This is a genomic window from Halomonas sp. N3-2A (assembly GCF_002216165.1).
Taxonomy (GTDB): Bacteria; Pseudomonadota; Gammaproteobacteria; order Pseudomonadales; family Halomonadaceae; genus Vreelandella.
The window spans coordinates 53,841-70,189 of record NZ_CP022286.1; the positions used below are offsets into that span (position 1 = coordinate 53,841).

Below are 16,349 nucleotides of genomic sequence, written 5' to 3' on the forward strand. Positions count from 1 at the left end.
CCAGTGTCTTTTAGCCATGTTCTTTTTACCCAAGCGAGCAAACGCGGGCAAATGTTTTTACCACAAAAAGAACAGTCAGTCCAAAAGGCGGTTTCAGCTCAAGGCTAAAAGCCGCCCTGCTTTTCTAAATCCTGCGGGTCTACCTATTACAGTGCCCATCTACCTCGCCTGTGAAGCGTTGTTGTGCGTGAACCACATAAGCCGCCAAGGCTGCTAGCTCCTCAGAATCCCAGGGGAGTGGGTCTGCTGCCATAGGTGCTACCATACAAAGTTGAACCATTTCATCTGCATGAACGGTCTCCATGCCAAACATATTGATACCCATCGCGACTGGATGAGGGAACGGCTGGTTAAACGTTGTCTGATAGGCCTGTTGGCCGTCACCGCCGTGACAGCTAGCACAGGAAAGCCCATTCGTACTGAGCGATGTGTCGTTGAACAACGCTGCACCATGCTCGATCAATGACTTGGGATTCTCGCCGTTTTCATCGTAGCCGGGCACATAACCTTCGGGCCGCGATACTAATTGAGTGCGCTCATTGGGCTGAACACCTCCCTCTGATGCACCCTCCGCGCCTCCTTCCGGTTCACCTTCAGCCTCTGCTTCATTCTCACCTTCTGCTTCACTCTCAGCGTTAGGCCCACCTTCAGGTTGTGCCTCAGCCTCTGCGTGATGACTTGCCAACAAGAGTCCACTCGAAGCCGATTGATCGTTAGCGACTAAGTTTTTCTCATTGGCCGTAGCACTTAATGCGACGCCTCCTACCACAAGTACTAATAGGGGGGCGGTGTAACGCACATGGCGACGAAGCCTATTCAGCAAATCGCTACGCTTTTGTTTAGTGATTGACATGGGGTTCACCTCTAGAAGTCAGCCTTGTTGTGAAGAGCCATGACTTAGCGGTCTCAGCCCAACACTTGCTTGGTTGTTGTTAGATATGACATCAGTAAGTGAATGAGCACACGGCTTCCTTACACACTTTGATTAAGTTGAGGATTAATCACTCGGTTTCTGCCAGTGCAGCTGATGAGCATCGAACCCATTCATCAATCTCGGTTTCACGATTTCAAAGTAAGGTGACAAATCAAAGTCACGCGGGGTAAATAACGAATAGTGGCGTTGGGTCAGAAGAAGATCACTTGTTCCTAACGCATCAGCGCTAGTGGCTAGCGTATCGTTCTCGATAGGCAATATAGGGTAATAAATCGATTGAAAGGCCTGGGCGATAAGTGTCGAGCATATTGCCCGCGTGGGATCACCGCTTCCTAGCGTCAAAAAGTGCTTCCGCCAGTGCTGCGGCACGGGAGGCAAAGGAAGAAAATAACGTGCTAAATCAATGATATTGTGCAAATCATATCGATACCCAAGACGGCTGCCGGCAAACTGAATTAACGCCTCCACCTCACTCCCCCGTAGACCAACAGGCCGACATATTCGTAAATGACAGCCGTTAAATTCACTCAGTCCAATCATGCGAACTCCCTCTGCCACATCGGCTTCGATAAAACATTCCCCTCCTTGAGCACCCAAACGGCGGGCATGTTCGTCCCCCACGTATAGCGCTGCATGAGACCAGGACGACTGCGTTAAATATTTAATAACAACGCTGAACCGCGATGAGCCTTCTACCAACAAAACATCACCGGGCTTTAAAAGCGTGGCAATGTGGTTCTCAGTCGGTCCCGCGCTTATCTGTTCATGTCGAGGACACGACAACCAACAACTCATCATGTAGCCAATTCTCTGTAGCACGCTTTTCATATCACACACCGTCATATTCAGTGCTGGTACTGGTTGGTGCTTTACATAGCACTATCTTTACAGTGCGATAATCGAAATAGAATACTCGACAACACCACCTCTTTACCTTGGGCAGACACCAAATCACTAATTCTGGCTATTTTGAGCATTCCCATTGTCAATTATGAACCAATTATTCCATAATCATTAAGGCAGATTGACGTCACAGCAAAAAAGATCATTTTTGATCAGAAGGAGTTTGAAATGACTGATTTTTCATTACATACCGCTGAGAGCGCACCTAAAGAAGCTCAAGCGAACCTTCAAGCCGCTGAAAAAAAGATGGGCTTTCTGCCTAATCTCTTTGCCAAAATGGCGGAAGCACCGACGCTGCTTGAGGCCTATCTAACGCTTGACGGTATTTATGCCAAAACCAGCTTAAGCCCTGTGGAACAGCAAGCGGCCTTGCTCGCCATTAGCGCTGATAACCACTGCGAATTCTGCGTGGCAGCTCACACCGGAGGAATTAAGAAAGCCGGTGCCGATGATGAAATCATCAAAGATTTACGCGCACGCAACACTCCTAACGATGCCAAGCTTGCCGCCGTGACGCGCTTTGCCCGGCATTTGAACGCACAGCGCGGTTGGGCTGAGCAAACCGAGATGGACGCTTTTATTGAGGCCGGTTTTACTCAGCAGCAGGTGCTTGAGCTGGTAATCGCCTGCGCGCTGAAAACACTTTCCAACTACACAAACCACGTTGCGGGCACACCGCTTAATGAAGAGCTTAAGCCATTAGCTTGGGAAGCTCCTGCATCATAACGCATGCTTACCTGTGGCCGCCTGGCGGGCGGCCACACACTACTTTTATTCGGAGACAGTTATGATTGACGTTATGGTTGCTTACCCTAATTCCGATGACCTCGCTTTCGATGATAGGTATTACATAGAGAAGCACGCCACACTGGTCAATAACTTATTGAGCGAGCATGGGTTACGCTATCTTCGCGTACACCGCCGCCTCGACCGTCAATCCCCTTACCACTTGGTCGCACATCTGGGGTTTGACTCAGCTCAAAGCTTCGAATCAGCGTTTGCCACTGTAGGTGAACAGTTGCTTGCCGACATTGCTAATTTCACCAATGTTGAGCCCGTGCTGCAGGTGAATGAAGTGATCGACACTCCCACTTAGGTCGATATACACCTATGAATGAATATTGTTGCTACCCAATTTTACCCGTGAGGATTCTGCCGTGACGTCCGCCAAGCAATCGACTGAAGAGCACATTGCTATGCTGCGGCCCAAGCTTGTCGCCTTCGCGCGCTTGCAGCTACGAGACAGCGCCGCTGCTGAAGATACAGTGCAGGATACGCTGGTCACCGCGTTAGAGAAGCACCAAACTTTCTCGGGGCGTTCGGCTTTCGAAACCTGGGTATTTGGTATTTTAAAAAATAAAATTCTTGAGCGATTTCGTTATGAACGGCGCTACCTCTCTTGGCAAGATGATGAGCTTAGCGATGAAGACTCATTTGAAAACCTGTTTAAAGAAAACGGGCGTTGGCAAGCCGCCAGCAAACCTATCCCTTGGGGTGATCCGGACCAAGTACTCGAAAACGCAGCGTTTTGGCGTTTACTCGACACCTGCTTGATGGTGCTGCCGGAGAATATTGCCCAGGTATTCACTATGCGTGAGTTAATGGGGCTGACCACCCAGGAGATTTGTGAAGCATTAACGCTTAGCGATGCAAACTGCTGGGTAATATTGCATCGTGCACGCTTACGGCTGCGTGATTGCATTGAAAAAGGCTGGCTAACCTAATGAACAAACAGAGAAAAACGCCCATTTCCGGTCAAAAGAAAGCATATAGTAAACCTGCTAAAAAATGACAGCCCTGGTTAAGAAATCACTCATTGCACTGGCGTTTCTAGCCGTACCGGTGGCTTGGTTAATCGCCAACGAACACACCGCACGGGCAGAATCGGATCTTAGCGTTATTGGCAACGGCACGCCGGTAGCGGTTCAAATTCATGATCATAGCTGCCCTCTTTGCCAACGATTAAAGGCCAACGCTGAAAGTGCATTAGCCCATATGGATGCTCCACCGGCTTAGCGTATTGTGGATATCAACACCAAAAAAGCGCCGACTTCGCTAATCAGCATAATGTAAGCCATGTCACGATATTGCTATTTGACGCTCAAGGGCAACGCCAAGAAACCATACAGGGGGTCACGGGTGTTAACGTGCTACGCGACTCATTTGAACAGCTGAAAGCATCGCGACACTAGGGTTGTTTGAGGATCTGTATTACAAATTGTGTCAACGCCTCCATTTGTAAGGAATTTAGTTTTAAAGGCACCAAACGTTAGGCGATAACTCAACGCCAACCAATACTCGTGAGAGGGTTACGCTATGATGATGTGCAGAAAAGCAACGCGTTTAATGTCGCTCAAACAAGATAGAGCGCTCACCTTTGGTGAAAGCACCGCGCTACGATTTCATCTCTCAATGTGCGGTGCCTACCGTACCTGTGCCCGCCAGTTTGACCTGCTACATAAAATCAGCCGCCACCATCCCGACATACCTCGTACATCAAACGATAAAGGTAACCGGCATGGTTCGCATTAATCGTATAAATGCGGTCTTGATGATAGAAGCTGGTTTATGCAGTTCACCGCTTCTCGTAGGTGCGGCAAGCGCCCAGGAAGTACATTTCACGCCCAATCAGATCATGACCTGGCCCACCCGCAGTTTTGATGGTGAAACCCAATACGCTGTCGTTGAGAAATCAGGCCGCCGGGTGCTGGCAAGCAAACCACACCTACCTGGGGCTGGACGAAAGCACTAAAGCGGGCGATGACTACCCCGCTCGCGTTTACGTTGCGCATAAAACGGGGCTCTTGCCTTGACAGGTGGAGACGGTGAACTATATGTGGGCGTCTACACAACGACAACTCAGGACCTTGGACGCCTGCCCAACAACAAGCGGCTCTCGATGTAATGAGTTCTGGTTATTCAGGCAGCTCCTTAATGGCGTATGTTTGTACAGCCACCGGACGCGGCCAAGCCAGTGTTGAGCTTAAACTAATCAAAATTAGACTAAGTATGACCGTTCCTGGAATTGCGCCTGAGGCCATATTCGATAACGCCTCCGTCAGTATCACAAGGATTATCAGCATTAGTACAGAATAAGGAAGCCCGATGGCTAATCATGCAAAGCCTAGTCAAATCGAGCCTATAGCAAGCCGTGATCTCGCCATGCCGCCGATGGTCAGCGCCAGCAATGTGGCCATAACCCATGACGCTATCCCGGTGCGTATTTCTGCCTTACCGATCCCGCGTAAACGGAATCCCGCGTGGCGCCACATCCAGGCCCAAGATTAGAAAGTGTCCCGTGACAACAAGCGGAGTCAGATTAATAGGATTGTCCAGTTTTTTATTGGTGTGCCAAAGCAACCCAAATATGCGCCCCCGGGTGAAGACAATACGAATAAGCGCAAGGTCTATCCCGAACACCGAACAGTTGCATTGCATCGACTTCGTTCACTGGGAAGGCCTTACCGGGAGCGTTGTTCAAAAGGCATTGACGTTCTTACGCGATCAGCTAGATTTTAAGTTAAGTGCGGCGTCTCGCAACGTTTTCAGGGCACTCTTCGGGGCGTGGCCCAAGAAGCTATGATGTTGGGCCTACTGGACCGTGAAACGCTGGAGTGCATCAAGTCGATTAAGCTGGCTAAATCACAGAAATCGTGTCGCAGAAAAGCGCACCCACGTTTATTGAAATGGTGACCCGCGATGTGCACGTCACGGGTAAAGGCAACAAGGACCGCACGCTAAAGCTGGCAGACGGCACTTGGCAGCGTCTTATGCATTACCTAGAGCATTACCGTGGCCGTGATCAATAAGCGATTAGAAAAGATATGCCAGGAAGTGAATCAGCGACTATCTGCTCAGCTAGACAGTGAGCACATTGACATCGCGCCTCACGATTACCGACGGACATATACGACTACCCTGCTTGAAGCTGGTTTGCCGCTCCGGGCGATCCAGAAGTTGTTAGGCCACTCTACGATAGCGCAACTACCGAGACCTATCTGTTCGATGCCACCACCGGTTACCGGGATGATGCCGCGGAGATTTTTAATAAAGCCTTTGCGTTTACACCTGAAAAGCGAGCCAATGAAATCAGCATGCACACCCAAACTGAGACATAATCGAAGTACGGCCGCAACGCTAAAGCAAGCGCTCTATCACAACGTGACCTCAACAAAATGGCCCAGATGACGAGCCTGGTTTACTGCTGGCGCTATATAGACCATACCCAAGTCGAAGCCGGCGAATTCTAGCAATGCGGGGTTGGCTTTGGACTAAAGCCAAACATTGATAAAGAATATTCCAACGCCTACAAAAAAACGAACGAACGGAAAACCAATATTGTTAATCGGCTTAAAGCGACTTGGCATGATGAAGATAGATTGCCTAGTGCTCGGCCTTCCATGTGATGATTTTTATAACAGTCCTACGGCGGCTAAAGATATTTTTATGTTAAGCAACGGTACACACAACGTAGATGGAAACCTAGAAGTAGGCGTAAGGCATGCTACTGTATTACCTCAGCCCTTGGGTTTATTTCATGGTTATTATATTTCAAAGCCAGATAAAAACATTAGTAAAATACTGAAAAAAGCTGTGATAATCTTTACTGATATAGTCTACGGAATATTCGTTTTTGTTGTGATAGAAAATATTAATATATCCATCAGAAAAGTTCAGGATGAAATCGTAAAAGCATACGCGTTGTTTATCTCGATAATAGTACAAGCGCATATTCTAAAGAGTCAAGTCCATACCTAACACTCTCACCTAGCGATTTAGAGCAATATATCTTACCCAAAGAACGTTAAATGGTAGCCTTGTTAATATATAAAATAATTAAAAAAGTTTCGTATAACATAGAAAAATAATCTTTTAAAAATCTTAATACGAAAACTTTCTCAAACTCCATCAACCCGCAATTATGTATATTAACAGCACGGGCGCTGAAATTTTGAGGATATCGCCTCAAAAGAATAGAGTGCAGAAAAACACTTAAAAGCCAGCATAGCATTTATCTCAACGTTTTGGCTATCTATACCAAGCTTTAAAGCGGAAAAAAGCAAACGAATGATTATTACTTTAAGCACCCCTAATTAAATCATCACTACGGAATTTAAAATTATAAATCACATGCTTTTAGAGAATATATATAATCTAAAAAAAATTTCCTTTTAAGTATATGACCTAAAAAGCGTCTCCTTTTAAAAACCCTATGGAAAGTAACGATAAAAAATTTAGCACTTACTAGGACTAGACTTAACCCCTTATATCAACCAGGCCAAAAAACTCTCAATGCATTAAATGATAAAAATATAAAACGTATCTTTTTCAATTTAGTATTAGCCCCGATCAGCATCACTTTCTATACAGCGTCCTATAATGGATCAAAAATGATGAAGATCGACTAAAATAACTTCTTAAGATAAATGACATGTTGGTAATTTTTATTTATTCTACTATCTACGAAGACAACCCATTTGATAATATTTTAAGAACGTCTAACCATCACTTTAAATTTTACCTCTTTGCTATTCAGTGCTTATCTAATAATAGTCCGGCAACTTCATCTACAGTTCTTAAAGATGCACCCCGACCAAGATTAAAATATAACTATAAAAAACAAGAAAATCACTAACATAGAACTAAAGAGGCTAAAAAAAGATTCAACCTCCTTTACTGTTAGTTATAAAAACAAGGTTTATTATCCTAATGAAACTACAAAAAATCGTACGCATGATAAAATAATATTTCGGATGGAATTACAAATCACCAGCATTCGATCTATATTAAAAAAACACAGAAACACTTAAAAAAATATTAATCTGAATAAATCTTACTGCACGAATTTAACACCTTTCATAAATCAACATTTTATTACGCATAATAAGTCGCTTGTCGCAGCCCCGTAGTGAGAACCGGTTTTAAACCGCCCTACCTTCTATACTGGTCTATAAACCTCAACTTACGACCTGTAAACCAATTGGTTTTAAAATATAAACTTCTTGTTTGGTGTAAACCAAAATTGATCTACAAAAGCGAATTTGTCATTCGTAAACCAATCGAAAAATAACCATTGATCTACGACTGCTAACTTTCCGCTTTTTGAGAAAACCTACAAACATCAACTTAATGTTTGTAAACCAATAGCTAGGAGTCTCAAAAAAACTGCTATCTTCCCTATTGACCTATGATCATCAACTTCTATATTGTAGACCAATCTATTGGTTTACAAAATTGTAGACCAATAGATAATTATTGGTTTACTATAGTACATAGGTTATCTATGGATATTATGACATCTGCTGAGAAAACACGTTCGGAATTGTACAGCATGCGCGATTCACTAGCGGCTGAGCTAGATCGCATACGCAATCATGCTCAAATAATTTGTGATTTGCATTGGGAGAATGTCCGAGAAGAAGCAGATCGACGTGCGCCACGCTTTATAACTCGCATACGTGTCACAACAGGATCGCTTCAATGCCAGTGGCTGCGAGCCGGTGGCAAGCCACCTTCTGAGCCAGGGGGTAGAATTATGGCGACACTGGTGCCAAAGGGTACTAGCCGCTTCAATCCACGATACAAACAATCCGCATTTAATTCGGCCGAACCGTGGGAACGTGAAATAATAGATGAAACAGAAATCAACTATGCAATGTTGCGGGAGCGCTACATGGCCATATCTAAAATGAAAAATGATTTAGATAAAACTATAGGTTTAACTAAAAAGAGTTTTGAGCGTATAGGTTTTCCATGGGATCAATAGCGAGAAATAATTTCATTGCGTATGGAATTGCCGTGCATTCGCGATTTCATCAATTCTGTGCAATGCACAATAATGCTGTGGCGAAGAATTATAAAATCTATAGTTACCTACAGGCTTTTATTTTTTCAATGGTAGCTATAGTCTTTATTTCCTGGTTTTCTAATATCCAGATAACGGCTAGCACAGAGTGGATAGTAGGCACATTGCTAATAGTGATCCTAGCAGTGACTATCGCTTTTTTCGAAGTCGATTGTTTACTACGGAGCAACTCCAGTACATTAACGAATTGCCACACAATTTTTTTGACTGATTTTTACAACAGTGAAAAACGCTATCGCTCTGAGAGCTCATCCTAAAGGATTTTAACCTGACCAACTCTTTCTGAACAATGATGCTGAAATCGTTATTTTCGATACCAAACCCCGTGATCAGCTACGGATATATCCAACCGATATAAAGCAGATGCAGATCGTCAAACATACGACTGAACTATCGAGTCTCTAATCACGCCGTATTTTCAGGACTGCCTGTATCCGCTGTGTTACTCCCCGAGTTACTCATTTTCTCCCCATCAAACTGCGCTACTGATCTCTAGGATGCACTTAAGGGTATCCTAGCGTCCCACCATTATTTAAAAACACTGATATAATCGCTCGATGAAAATAACGAGCATTTACTGTAATCTATCAAACGTTAAGTTAACAATTAACTGAATCAGCATCTAAACTACTGTATGAGGCGTTGTTACATCCCAATCTGCTCGACACAAAACGTATGTCCCTGGTTCACTCTCTATGGAGTGACGTCCAAGAAATATGTGATGTATGTGTTCTACTTGATATTAAAACATTTGAAGAGTTGCTATCACTCCAGTGCCCGTTCTATACAATCATACCTGCTAGTCACAATAGTCACTGGATAGCGGTTAGGTGTGGTTCCCATGTATTCGCATTGGCTATGCAAGAGTTATCAACGGGCTGTATTAAACAAATCGACGATGTTTTGCTGTTCCATATTATTTAAAAACTTTCGTAGGAATATCAATTCATTAAGAGCAACCTCTAAATGAAGAATCTAGACACCCAGGAATACAGCACTGGTTATTAGAGTGCTGCAATCTCAATAATCGGTGTATTTTACAAACGTTCTTTTTTCATTAGTTGGATTTTACGTCATCAGTGATAATCGGCATGTTGAAATAAAATTCCTATGCACTACAATTAGGCACATAATCTCTTTTAGTAGAGTAGCGTGGATTTTATTAATTTCTTTTTTTCCGCAGCAATGCACTTTTTTAATTATATTTTATTTTCTAACCACTTATTGTCGATTTGAAATTTCAAAAATAAACCGTAACGGTATTAAGTAATGCAGTAGGTGTAGGGGCAGTTTCTATCATCGGTTTAGGGGCGTTTACATATTCTTCGATCAGCCAGCAAAATCAGGCACTCGACAATGTGAACCAAACCCTCCTGGCGCGGGCAGAACAGCAAGGAATTCCCAACGCCAACACTGATCTGGACAGCTCGGTAGAACGTGCGTTATAAGCTGGCTATGCAGGTGCGTGAGGCCGAAGAGTGCATAACTCGGGATCCCTCTCTACATTCTCGCCCGTGTATCCCTCGGTGGCTGGCAGCATTTCGAACGGCAAGGGCTGTATTAGCAAGATAGGAGAACAACGATGCAATGTTCATGCGGCGCAAGCGCTGATCTAAGCACACAAGTTAACCAGAAATGCGATGCAGAGCTTCGCTACTGTGCCTGCGAAAAGTGCGGGACCATCAGCGAAGCGGTACTGGTGTTACACGGGCACGATGTGTGCTGGGACGTGTCAGGGGATGCCGTGGCAAGGCGTTGGTTCAGTACGCTCACGTCAGAGAGTGCCGAAGAGCTATTTCAGTCGGTGACAGCGCTACAAAACGTCCTACTGGGTGATAGCGACGACGACCCAGGCGATCTGCACACCCAGTTCAGCTTTACTTTTTGAAAGTAAAAACCGCATGCTGGCCAAACACATTGTCGATGCCAGCTGGAGCAGGCGAATCGAAAATCTGGCATACAAGGCAAGGGCGGAGGGTAAGCAGCTGGTCAACATTGATCAGGGGTTTTCCATCTCGAAAACCTACGCGAGCTGTGGGCATAAGGTTGAGAAAATGCCTATCGACACTAGTCGCAGGGATTGCCCTTGCTATGGTAACCGAGGTGTTGATCGAAACCTCGATGCCGCCCGCAATATCTTATAAGCAGGCACCGCGATGTTAGCTTGTGATAAGAGTTTAAATATCATACCGAGGAGCACTCGGAAATACCCGCCTGTGGAGTTTGAATAAAATCGGCAATGCCAAGGCATTGAAGGCAACTGACAACGAAGCAGGAACCAGGAAATCCACCACTACCATCTCTAATTTCGTGGTCGGGGCATGCCAAATCCGTCACTGTACCGTTTAAGCCGTACCAATTAAATTTTGGTAATCGCATTGCTGAGTTAACATATTGGTATGACTTGGGCTCATTAACTCAGCACTAGAGAAATGAAGAAAACGCTCACCCTCGCATCTTCATTAACCGCCCTCACCTTCTTAGCGGGCTGTGCTGGCACACCCAGCGTACCTTATGGGGGATCCTAATTACAGCGAAAGCAACAGCCGAGCCTACAACCTCGCTATGGTGGGTGGTCTACACGAAGCACGGGATACAAAGCAAGGTGAAGACGAATACAGCTCGATGATGAGCGACCTATCGAATGATGCTGGCACGGCGCTATCGCTCTCAAGCTCTGCTGGTTTTGGTTTATCAGGTGGAGCGTCACTGGGGCTTGGCCTAGTGTCGGCGCTGCTATCTGGCCCTGGCATGATGCAACGTGATAGGGCATTTGCATTTGTCCCAACTAGTGAAGCCAATAGCCCAGAACATGCAACTGAAGTTATTCGCAATCGCTTCTATGAGGCTGTACAGAGCTTGACCGACAATAGCAACTTCCTCATGTACTATAAAGAAAGTGACAAAAATATCCATTACTCTCGCCAGCACAATCTTTTCGCCATTGCCTTAGTTAGCCCGATTCCAGCAGAACAGCCCCCTGGCAAAGATCTTTGTGTATAGTGGTCAACTAATACCGGACATTAATTTAAGGTTTTTCTCAGCAACCACGGGAGGCAGGCCATCGTTAAACGAGTGAGGGCGCTGCTGGTTGTAGTAACCTATCAGATAGCTACTAACGTCTTTCTTGGCCTCAGGTAGATTTCGATATCCCCACGCCGGTATCCACTCTGATTTCAGGCTCCGGAACAGCCTTTCCGTCGGCGAGTTGTCCCAGCAGTAGCCACGTCGGCTCATGCTTTGTTTCATTCGATAGCGCCAAAGTCGTTGGCGGAAATTGCGGCTTGCATATCGACTGCCCTGGACGCCCTTCTAAGTGTCAAGTGGCGATTTGCGTCTGATTGATCTCCCGATGACGGCTGCGCAGCACATAATAGAGCTCCCAGGCAATATAGCGTTTCAGGCATCGGATGGCTTCCAGCTTGGAGTGACCCTCTCCCACCCGCCGGGCAATGTATGCCTGAGTATCGGCATCCAGACGTAGCCGCCTGATGGCGATGATATGCAGCGCACTATTGGCAGCGCGATCACCACCCCGGTTGAGCCGGTGCCGCTGCGTCTTACCTGACGAGGCAGGAATAGGACTAATGCCACAGAGCGCCGCAAAGCTGGCTTCTGAGCCAAGGCGGTCCGGATTATCGCCTGCCATGATCAGTAGCTGTGGGGCCGTCTCGTAGCCTACTGCTGTTCGCGACACAAACTTTGGTGCCAGCTCATCGACGATAGCCTTGATCATGACCTACAAATCGGCAAGCTCGTCGTGCAGTTCCAGGTAGCGGCGTGCGAGGGATTTTAGGGCGATGCGGTAAGCCATCGTGACATCCCGGTACCCGTTCAAATCGGGACGCCATGCCGCCAGCGCCCGAAGCAACTGTATTCGCGCCATGTTCCTCGACAGATCGCGCAGCTCCCCTGGTGCCGAGACCACTTGAGTCTGGATCGGTAGATTCAATCGGTCAGTGCAACATAATGCACACTGGTAACTATCGGGGCTTTCAGAATGCCGAAGCAAGTATCAAAGACCAGGGGACTGACCTACCAGCAGAAGCAGGAGCTATGGGCTCGATGGAAGAAAGGGCAGTCGCTTAGCGAGATCGGAAGAGCCCTTGGAAAGCATGCTGGATCGATTACTGGAATGCTCGCCATACACGGTGGTATTGCCCCGATGGGACGTTCCAGGTCAGCGAGGGTACTTAGCAGCTCTGAGCGCGAAGAGATTTCAAGAGGTATCTCAGCGGGACTGACATTGACTCAGATCGCCGACTCGATTGGACGGTCTACCTCAACCATCAGTCGAGAGGTAAGTCGGAACGGAGGAAGAAGCCGGTACAGGGCGAACGTGGCAGATCGGCGTGCCTGGACCCAGTCGAAACGTCCGAAAAAATGTCTTCTCGCATTGAATGAGTCCCTTCGTGCAGCCGTTGCCGAAAAGCTGAGCGTTGACTGGTCTCCAGAACAAGTAGCAGGCTGGCTAAAACGCCAGTTCCCGGATGACAAGTCGATGCATGTGTCTCATGAAACGATTTACCGAAGTCTCTTTATTCAAGCTCGAGTAGTTCTGAAGAAAGAGCTTGTTAAACACCTCCGATCAAGGCGCGGTATGCGTCGATCACGGCACAGTAGCTCTGAAGAGGCAGAATCCCGCACCAGCATCTCAGATTTAGTTTCTATCCGTGCTCGGCCAAAAGAGGTTGAAGACAGGGCTGTTCCTGGCCATTGGGAGGGAGACCTGATATCAGGATCCAAGAATTCACATATTGCGACGCTTGTAGAACGGCAGTCTAGATTTACGATGCTGGTTCATGTCGGTGGCAAAGATACGGAAAGCGTTGTTTCGGCGCTTTGTCGGGAGATCGGCCAGCTCCCCGAGGAATTGAAGTGAACCCTGACTTGGGGTCGAGGGGGTGAGCTGGGTAACCACAGGAAATTTACGCTTGCGACCGACATGCAGGTTTATTTCTGTGACCCGCAGAGCCCCTGGCAACAAGGTAGCAACGAAAACACCAATCGGCTGTTGCGCCAGTATTTCCCGAAAAAGACTGATTTATCGGGCTATTCCCAGGAGCAGTTAAATTGAATTTGCCAGGAAGCTGAATGAACGGCCGAGGAAAACGCTCGACTACCTGACACCTGTGGAGAAGCTGCAAAACATATTTGCGTTGACCGGTTGAACTCACCGTAGCCTTTTTTAGGATGGTTTTTTCCATCTCAAGACGTTTCCAGCGAGCCTCAAGCTACTGAATACGCTGCTGTTATGGGGTTAACGCTTTGCCCTTAGGCGTTATTCCTGGACGCTCGTCCGCAAGCTGGTGAACCCAGCGTCGAAGGGCGCTTTCACCGACACCCAACAAGCTACAAGCTACAAGCTTGGGGATAGCTGTAGCCTTGATCCAGTACCAGCCTGGCAGCTTCTTGCTTAAATTCAGGCGAAAAAGTACGTCGTCTCTTGGTCATCAGACACCTCGCTTTTGGTGGCCATATTACCACCTATGTTGATGTCCGGTTTTATTGAACCACTACATAGACCTATACACTGTTCGCCTCAAATAAAAAACCAATGTTGGTGAGTTTCTTACTCATTTCCTCATGATCTATAAGCGTTTTTCCCACATCTGGATGACATTCAAAACCGACTTCACCAGAGTTTTACCCGGCTGAACAAAAACGGGCAACCACCATTTTTTCTTAAGCCACTGCCCTGCGGATACGCGAGCTGAGTATTTTTGGATTTTCGCTGGTGGTGATGCCTGCTTGGTGGGAGTGGTCACTTTTGTTGGCTGTATGGCTACCTGGACACGCTCTTTAACGCCTAAGCAGCTCGCTAACTCTTGAACAGTCGTGGTCCCGCGAACAGATTATCCAGGAGGCATTACGCATCTTGGGTCATCGGACTAGAAGCTCCCTCTGCCGCAAAGGCAAGCGACATATCCGCTGCTTGAGGCTGCTTTTCTACCACTAGCAGCCTCTCCTCGGTGACGGTTCCAAATAGATCTTTCCAACGTTCAGCACTGGCCTGACCATTATCCGTCACCACCACAATATCCATCATCATCACCAGACACGTCACCTGCGCGGGACTGGTATTGTCACCATCCACCAGGAACACACGCCCCAATCTTTCAAATGACCGTTTGCTTCCATATTCACGCCCATCTCACATAACGCCAGCTAGCCAAGATGAAGACTTTGGACGACTCACCCCACAATTTGCTGCGGCTCGATGAACGTGACGGCAGGGCCTTGTTCGGCTGGATGAACCATCGTTCGGAGTCCTGGCAACGATGGTTCACCCACAAACCAAGCGCCTGCTCATTATCTATAATGGCCACTCCTCGCTTGTCGATGATATCGCCCGCCTGGATGAACACGTACTGGCCAGTCCCAGGGTTCGACTCTCGCTCTTCTGGCGTCACTTACAGCGCAAAGCTGTTGGGTGCCTGCTTCGTAGACGGATTGAGCTCAATTACGCTGCCGGATACGGTCGCATCCGCTTTTTCGAGTCGCCATTGGAATACGGGTCGATGCAGTAACAGCACGCCAAGTTCGCATATATCGTCGTTATCATCGTCATCCCAATTATCTTTCCAGCTGTTGTAGTGATTGCTCATTAGCGTTAAACCTTTGTTGTGTTGTTGGTAGTGCCAGTGGATGATTGAATAGCACCCTTAAATGTATCGTAATTTTGTAATACTGTAATACTGTTTACTTTCTCGATCTCGATGACTGCTTACTCTCTTTACTGAGCGTTAATTCTTGCCAGCTCAGTTCAGAGGAGCTTACGGTTGGCTCATCACCGTTCCGTAGTGCAACGGTGATCAAGCTATGCCACGTTAAGTGATTCGCTCGCGGCGTATTGGAACTGCCTTCTTTAGCGAGCGATACGGGTAAGCCAGGGGCATAATCGCGGCGGGTATGCCTGAGCCGTTAGAGCTGCGCTGCCTGAAAGGCTATGGCTATGGCTATAGCGGGTAAGCGGAACTGCGCCAGTGGCTCCTGACTTGCTGCGTTGTCGCATACGCACCGCCAGCTTTCGAGGAGCCCATAGTCCTCCAGCGTTGGATGAGTCGTTGCTCACCTCGCTGAAAGGCTTTGCTGAGAAAATCCAGGAGTCGGTGCCCGATCATTACGGTATCGGCTACATGCACACAATTTTGTGTCAACAGGGGTTACCCCTGTGCAAAACCGATACAACACGCCATACGCAGTTTTGCGATAGCATGGCTAATCAAATCGGCGTAGGCTCACTATGGGACGGTCAACAATTTGTTGATCAGCCGCTGCCCTATGGCGCTTTTGCCCGGTTGATCTTCGCCTACTTTAACAATGAAGCCCTGCTCCAGCGCACGCCAGAAATTAGCGGTGGTCCCAATGCTTCTACTTTTCTTCGCACACTGGGTACATCTTCAACGGATGGTGGTAACGTTAGCTATACCACAGGTTCAGACGCTGGCAGCGTTCTGGCTCACGCTAGGCTACAGCGTTCAAGACAAGGCCTACACGCTGAAAGGCGATGTCATAGAGGGGCCCGGAATCATCCGAGTGACGAACCATGTGGCTAGAAAGCATTGTTTTCAGTGACAGGTGTTACGAAAGTTTCGTCTGAACATGCCGTGTCGGTAGATATGCGAGCGTTTCATGCTTTAAAGG

At 47.1% G+C, this 16,349-nt stretch carries 20 protein-coding genes and 4 pseudogenes; 17 read left to right on the top strand and 7 right to left on the bottom strand.

Annotated elements, in window-relative coordinates; genetic code table 11:
- Nucleotides 1-139: 139 nt before the first annotated feature.
- Together CEK60_RS22295 and CEK60_RS00260 are read right to left on the bottom strand one after the other, a co-directional pair.
- Nucleotides 140-853 (bottom strand): c-type cytochrome, encoded by a 714-nt coding sequence (locus CEK60_RS22295; RefSeq protein WP_198361434.1) that lies wholly within the window; start codon nucleotides 851-853, stop codon nucleotides 140-142.
- A gap of 144 nt (nucleotides 854-997) precedes the next feature.
- Nucleotides 998-1,777, bottom strand: a complete 780-nt coding sequence (locus CEK60_RS00260) for a YiiX/YebB-like N1pC/P60 family cysteine hydrolase (protein WP_332459879.1) — start codon at nucleotides 1,775-1,777, stop codon at nucleotides 998-1,000.
- A gap of 228 nt (nucleotides 1,778-2,005) precedes the next feature.
- Here CEK60_RS00260 and CEK60_RS00265 point away from each other — a divergent pair, with 228 nt between their 5' ends.
- The 15 genes from CEK60_RS00265 (at nucleotide 2,006) to CEK60_RS00330 (ending at nucleotide 11,705) form a co-directional block, all read left to right on the top strand.
- Nucleotides 2,006-2,563, top strand: coding sequence for a carboxymuconolactone decarboxylase family protein (locus tag CEK60_RS00265; protein ID WP_089037316.1), 558 nt, complete (start codon nucleotides 2,006-2,008; stop codon nucleotides 2,561-2,563).
- Between the two features lie 61 nt (nucleotides 2,564-2,624).
- Complete coding sequence (locus CEK60_RS00270) at nucleotides 2,625-2,933, top strand: EthD family reductase (RefSeq protein ID WP_038484095.1); 309 nt, start codon at nucleotides 2,625-2,627, stop codon at nucleotides 2,931-2,933.
- 61 nt (nucleotides 2,934-2,994) lie between these two features.
- The gene (locus CEK60_RS00275; RefSeq protein WP_038486750.1) at nucleotides 2,995-3,561 is read left to right on the top strand and encodes a sigma-70 family RNA polymerase sigma factor; all 567 of its coding nucleotides are present in this window, start codon (nucleotides 2,995-2,997) and stop codon (nucleotides 3,559-3,561) included.
- 64 nt (nucleotides 3,562-3,625) lie between these two features.
- Complete coding sequence (locus tag CEK60_RS00280; RefSeq protein ID WP_089037317.1) at nucleotides 3,626-3,853, top strand: hypothetical protein; 228 nt, start codon at nucleotides 3,626-3,628, stop codon at nucleotides 3,851-3,853.
- Nucleotides 3,854-4,159: 306 nt separating this feature from the next.
- Entirely contained in the window at nucleotides 4,160-4,369 is a 210-nt protein-coding gene (locus tag CEK60_RS22855) for a zf-HC2 domain-containing protein (protein ID WP_332459898.1), read from the top strand.
- Nucleotides 4,356-4,589: a hypothetical protein gene (locus CEK60_RS00290; RefSeq protein WP_232471535.1), complete on the top strand. Its 234-nt coding sequence runs from the start codon at nucleotides 4,356-4,358 to the stop codon at nucleotides 4,587-4,589. Before CEK60_RS22855 ends, CEK60_RS00290 begins: the two co-directional genes overlap by 14 nt.
- Nucleotides 4,573-4,650, top strand: coding sequence for a DUF3047 domain-containing protein (locus tag CEK60_RS22925; RefSeq protein ID WP_232471508.1), 78 nt, complete (start codon nucleotides 4,573-4,575; stop codon nucleotides 4,648-4,650). The genes CEK60_RS00290 and CEK60_RS22925 overlap by 17 nt, the downstream gene beginning before the upstream one ends.
- 292 nt (nucleotides 4,651-4,942) lie before the next feature.
- On the top strand, nucleotides 4,943-5,125 hold the full coding sequence (locus CEK60_RS00295) for a hypothetical protein (RefSeq protein ID WP_089037319.1): 183 nt from the start codon (nucleotides 4,943-4,945) through the stop codon (nucleotides 5,123-5,125).
- Nucleotides 5,126-5,490: 365 nt separating this feature from the next.
- The gene (locus CEK60_RS21930) at nucleotides 5,491-5,646 is read left to right on the top strand and encodes a hypothetical protein (protein ID WP_157697963.1); all 156 of its coding nucleotides are present in this window, start codon (nucleotides 5,491-5,493) and stop codon (nucleotides 5,644-5,646) included.
- Nucleotides 5,636-6,025 (top strand): tyrosine-type recombinase/integrase, encoded by a 390-nt coding sequence (locus tag CEK60_RS22930; protein WP_446718657.1) that lies wholly within the window; start codon nucleotides 5,636-5,638, stop codon nucleotides 6,023-6,025. The genes CEK60_RS21930 and CEK60_RS22930 overlap by 11 nt, the downstream gene beginning before the upstream one ends.
- A 177-nt stretch (nucleotides 6,026-6,202) precedes the next feature.
- Complete coding sequence (locus CEK60_RS00310) at nucleotides 6,203-6,595, top strand: hypothetical protein (RefSeq protein ID WP_089037322.1); 393 nt, start codon at nucleotides 6,203-6,205, stop codon at nucleotides 6,593-6,595.
- 1,525 nt (nucleotides 6,596-8,120) lie between these two features.
- The gene (gene mobI / locus CEK60_RS00315) at nucleotides 8,121-8,603 is read left to right on the top strand and encodes a conjugative transfer protein MobI(A/C) (protein ID WP_089037323.1); all 483 of its coding nucleotides are present in this window, start codon (nucleotides 8,121-8,123) and stop codon (nucleotides 8,601-8,603) included.
- Between the two features lie 1,681 nt (nucleotides 8,604-10,284).
- Nucleotides 10,285-10,590: a hypothetical protein gene (locus CEK60_RS00320; protein ID WP_089037324.1), complete on the top strand. Its 306-nt coding sequence runs from the start codon at nucleotides 10,285-10,287 to the stop codon at nucleotides 10,588-10,590.
- A gap of 13 nt (nucleotides 10,591-10,603) precedes the next feature.
- Nucleotides 10,604-10,846, top strand: coding sequence for a zinc ribbon domain-containing protein (locus tag CEK60_RS22935; protein WP_089037325.1), 243 nt, complete (start codon nucleotides 10,604-10,606; stop codon nucleotides 10,844-10,846).
- 370 nt (nucleotides 10,847-11,216) lie between these two features.
- A complete protein-coding gene (locus CEK60_RS00330; protein WP_089037326.1) occupies nucleotides 11,217-11,705 on the top strand; it encodes a hypothetical protein in 489 nt (162 codons plus the stop codon).
- 3 nt (nucleotides 11,706-11,708) lie between these two features.
- Here the strand turns inward: CEK60_RS00330 and CEK60_RS00335 are convergent.
- Nucleotides 11,709-12,005 (bottom strand): annotated as a pseudogene (locus tag CEK60_RS00335) (integrase core domain-containing protein); the annotation flags it as partial.
- Nucleotides 12,006-12,021: 16 nt separating this feature from the next.
- Nucleotides 12,022-12,642, bottom strand: a pseudogene (locus tag CEK60_RS00340) (transposase); the annotation flags it as partial.
- A gap of 60 nt (nucleotides 12,643-12,702) precedes the next feature.
- Between CEK60_RS00340 and CEK60_RS00345 the strand changes: the two are divergent.
- Nucleotides 12,703-13,873 (top strand): annotated as a pseudogene (locus CEK60_RS00345) (IS30 family transposase).
- Between the two features lie 66 nt (nucleotides 13,874-13,939).
- Here the strand turns inward: CEK60_RS00345 and CEK60_RS00350 are convergent.
- The 3 genes and pseudogenes from CEK60_RS00350 to CEK60_RS00365 form a co-directional block, all read right to left on the bottom strand.
- A pseudogene (locus CEK60_RS00350) lies at nucleotides 13,940-14,156 on the bottom strand (transposase); the annotation flags it as partial.
- 415 nt (nucleotides 14,157-14,571) lie between these two features.
- Nucleotides 14,572-14,808: a hypothetical protein gene (locus CEK60_RS00355; protein WP_089037327.1), complete on the bottom strand. Its 237-nt coding sequence runs from the start codon at nucleotides 14,806-14,808 to the stop codon at nucleotides 14,572-14,574.
- Between the two features lie 307 nt (nucleotides 14,809-15,115).
- On the bottom strand, nucleotides 15,116-15,310 hold the full coding sequence (locus tag CEK60_RS00365; protein ID WP_089037329.1) for a hypothetical protein: 195 nt from the start codon (nucleotides 15,308-15,310) through the stop codon (nucleotides 15,116-15,118).
- A gap of 378 nt (nucleotides 15,311-15,688) precedes the next feature.
- Between CEK60_RS00365 and CEK60_RS00370 the strand changes: the two genes are divergently transcribed.
- Nucleotides 15,689-16,261, top strand: a complete 573-nt coding sequence (locus tag CEK60_RS00370; RefSeq protein WP_157697965.1) for a replication protein RepA — start codon at nucleotides 15,689-15,691, stop codon at nucleotides 16,259-16,261.
- The last annotated feature ends 88 nt before the right edge of the window (nucleotides 16,262-16,349 follow it).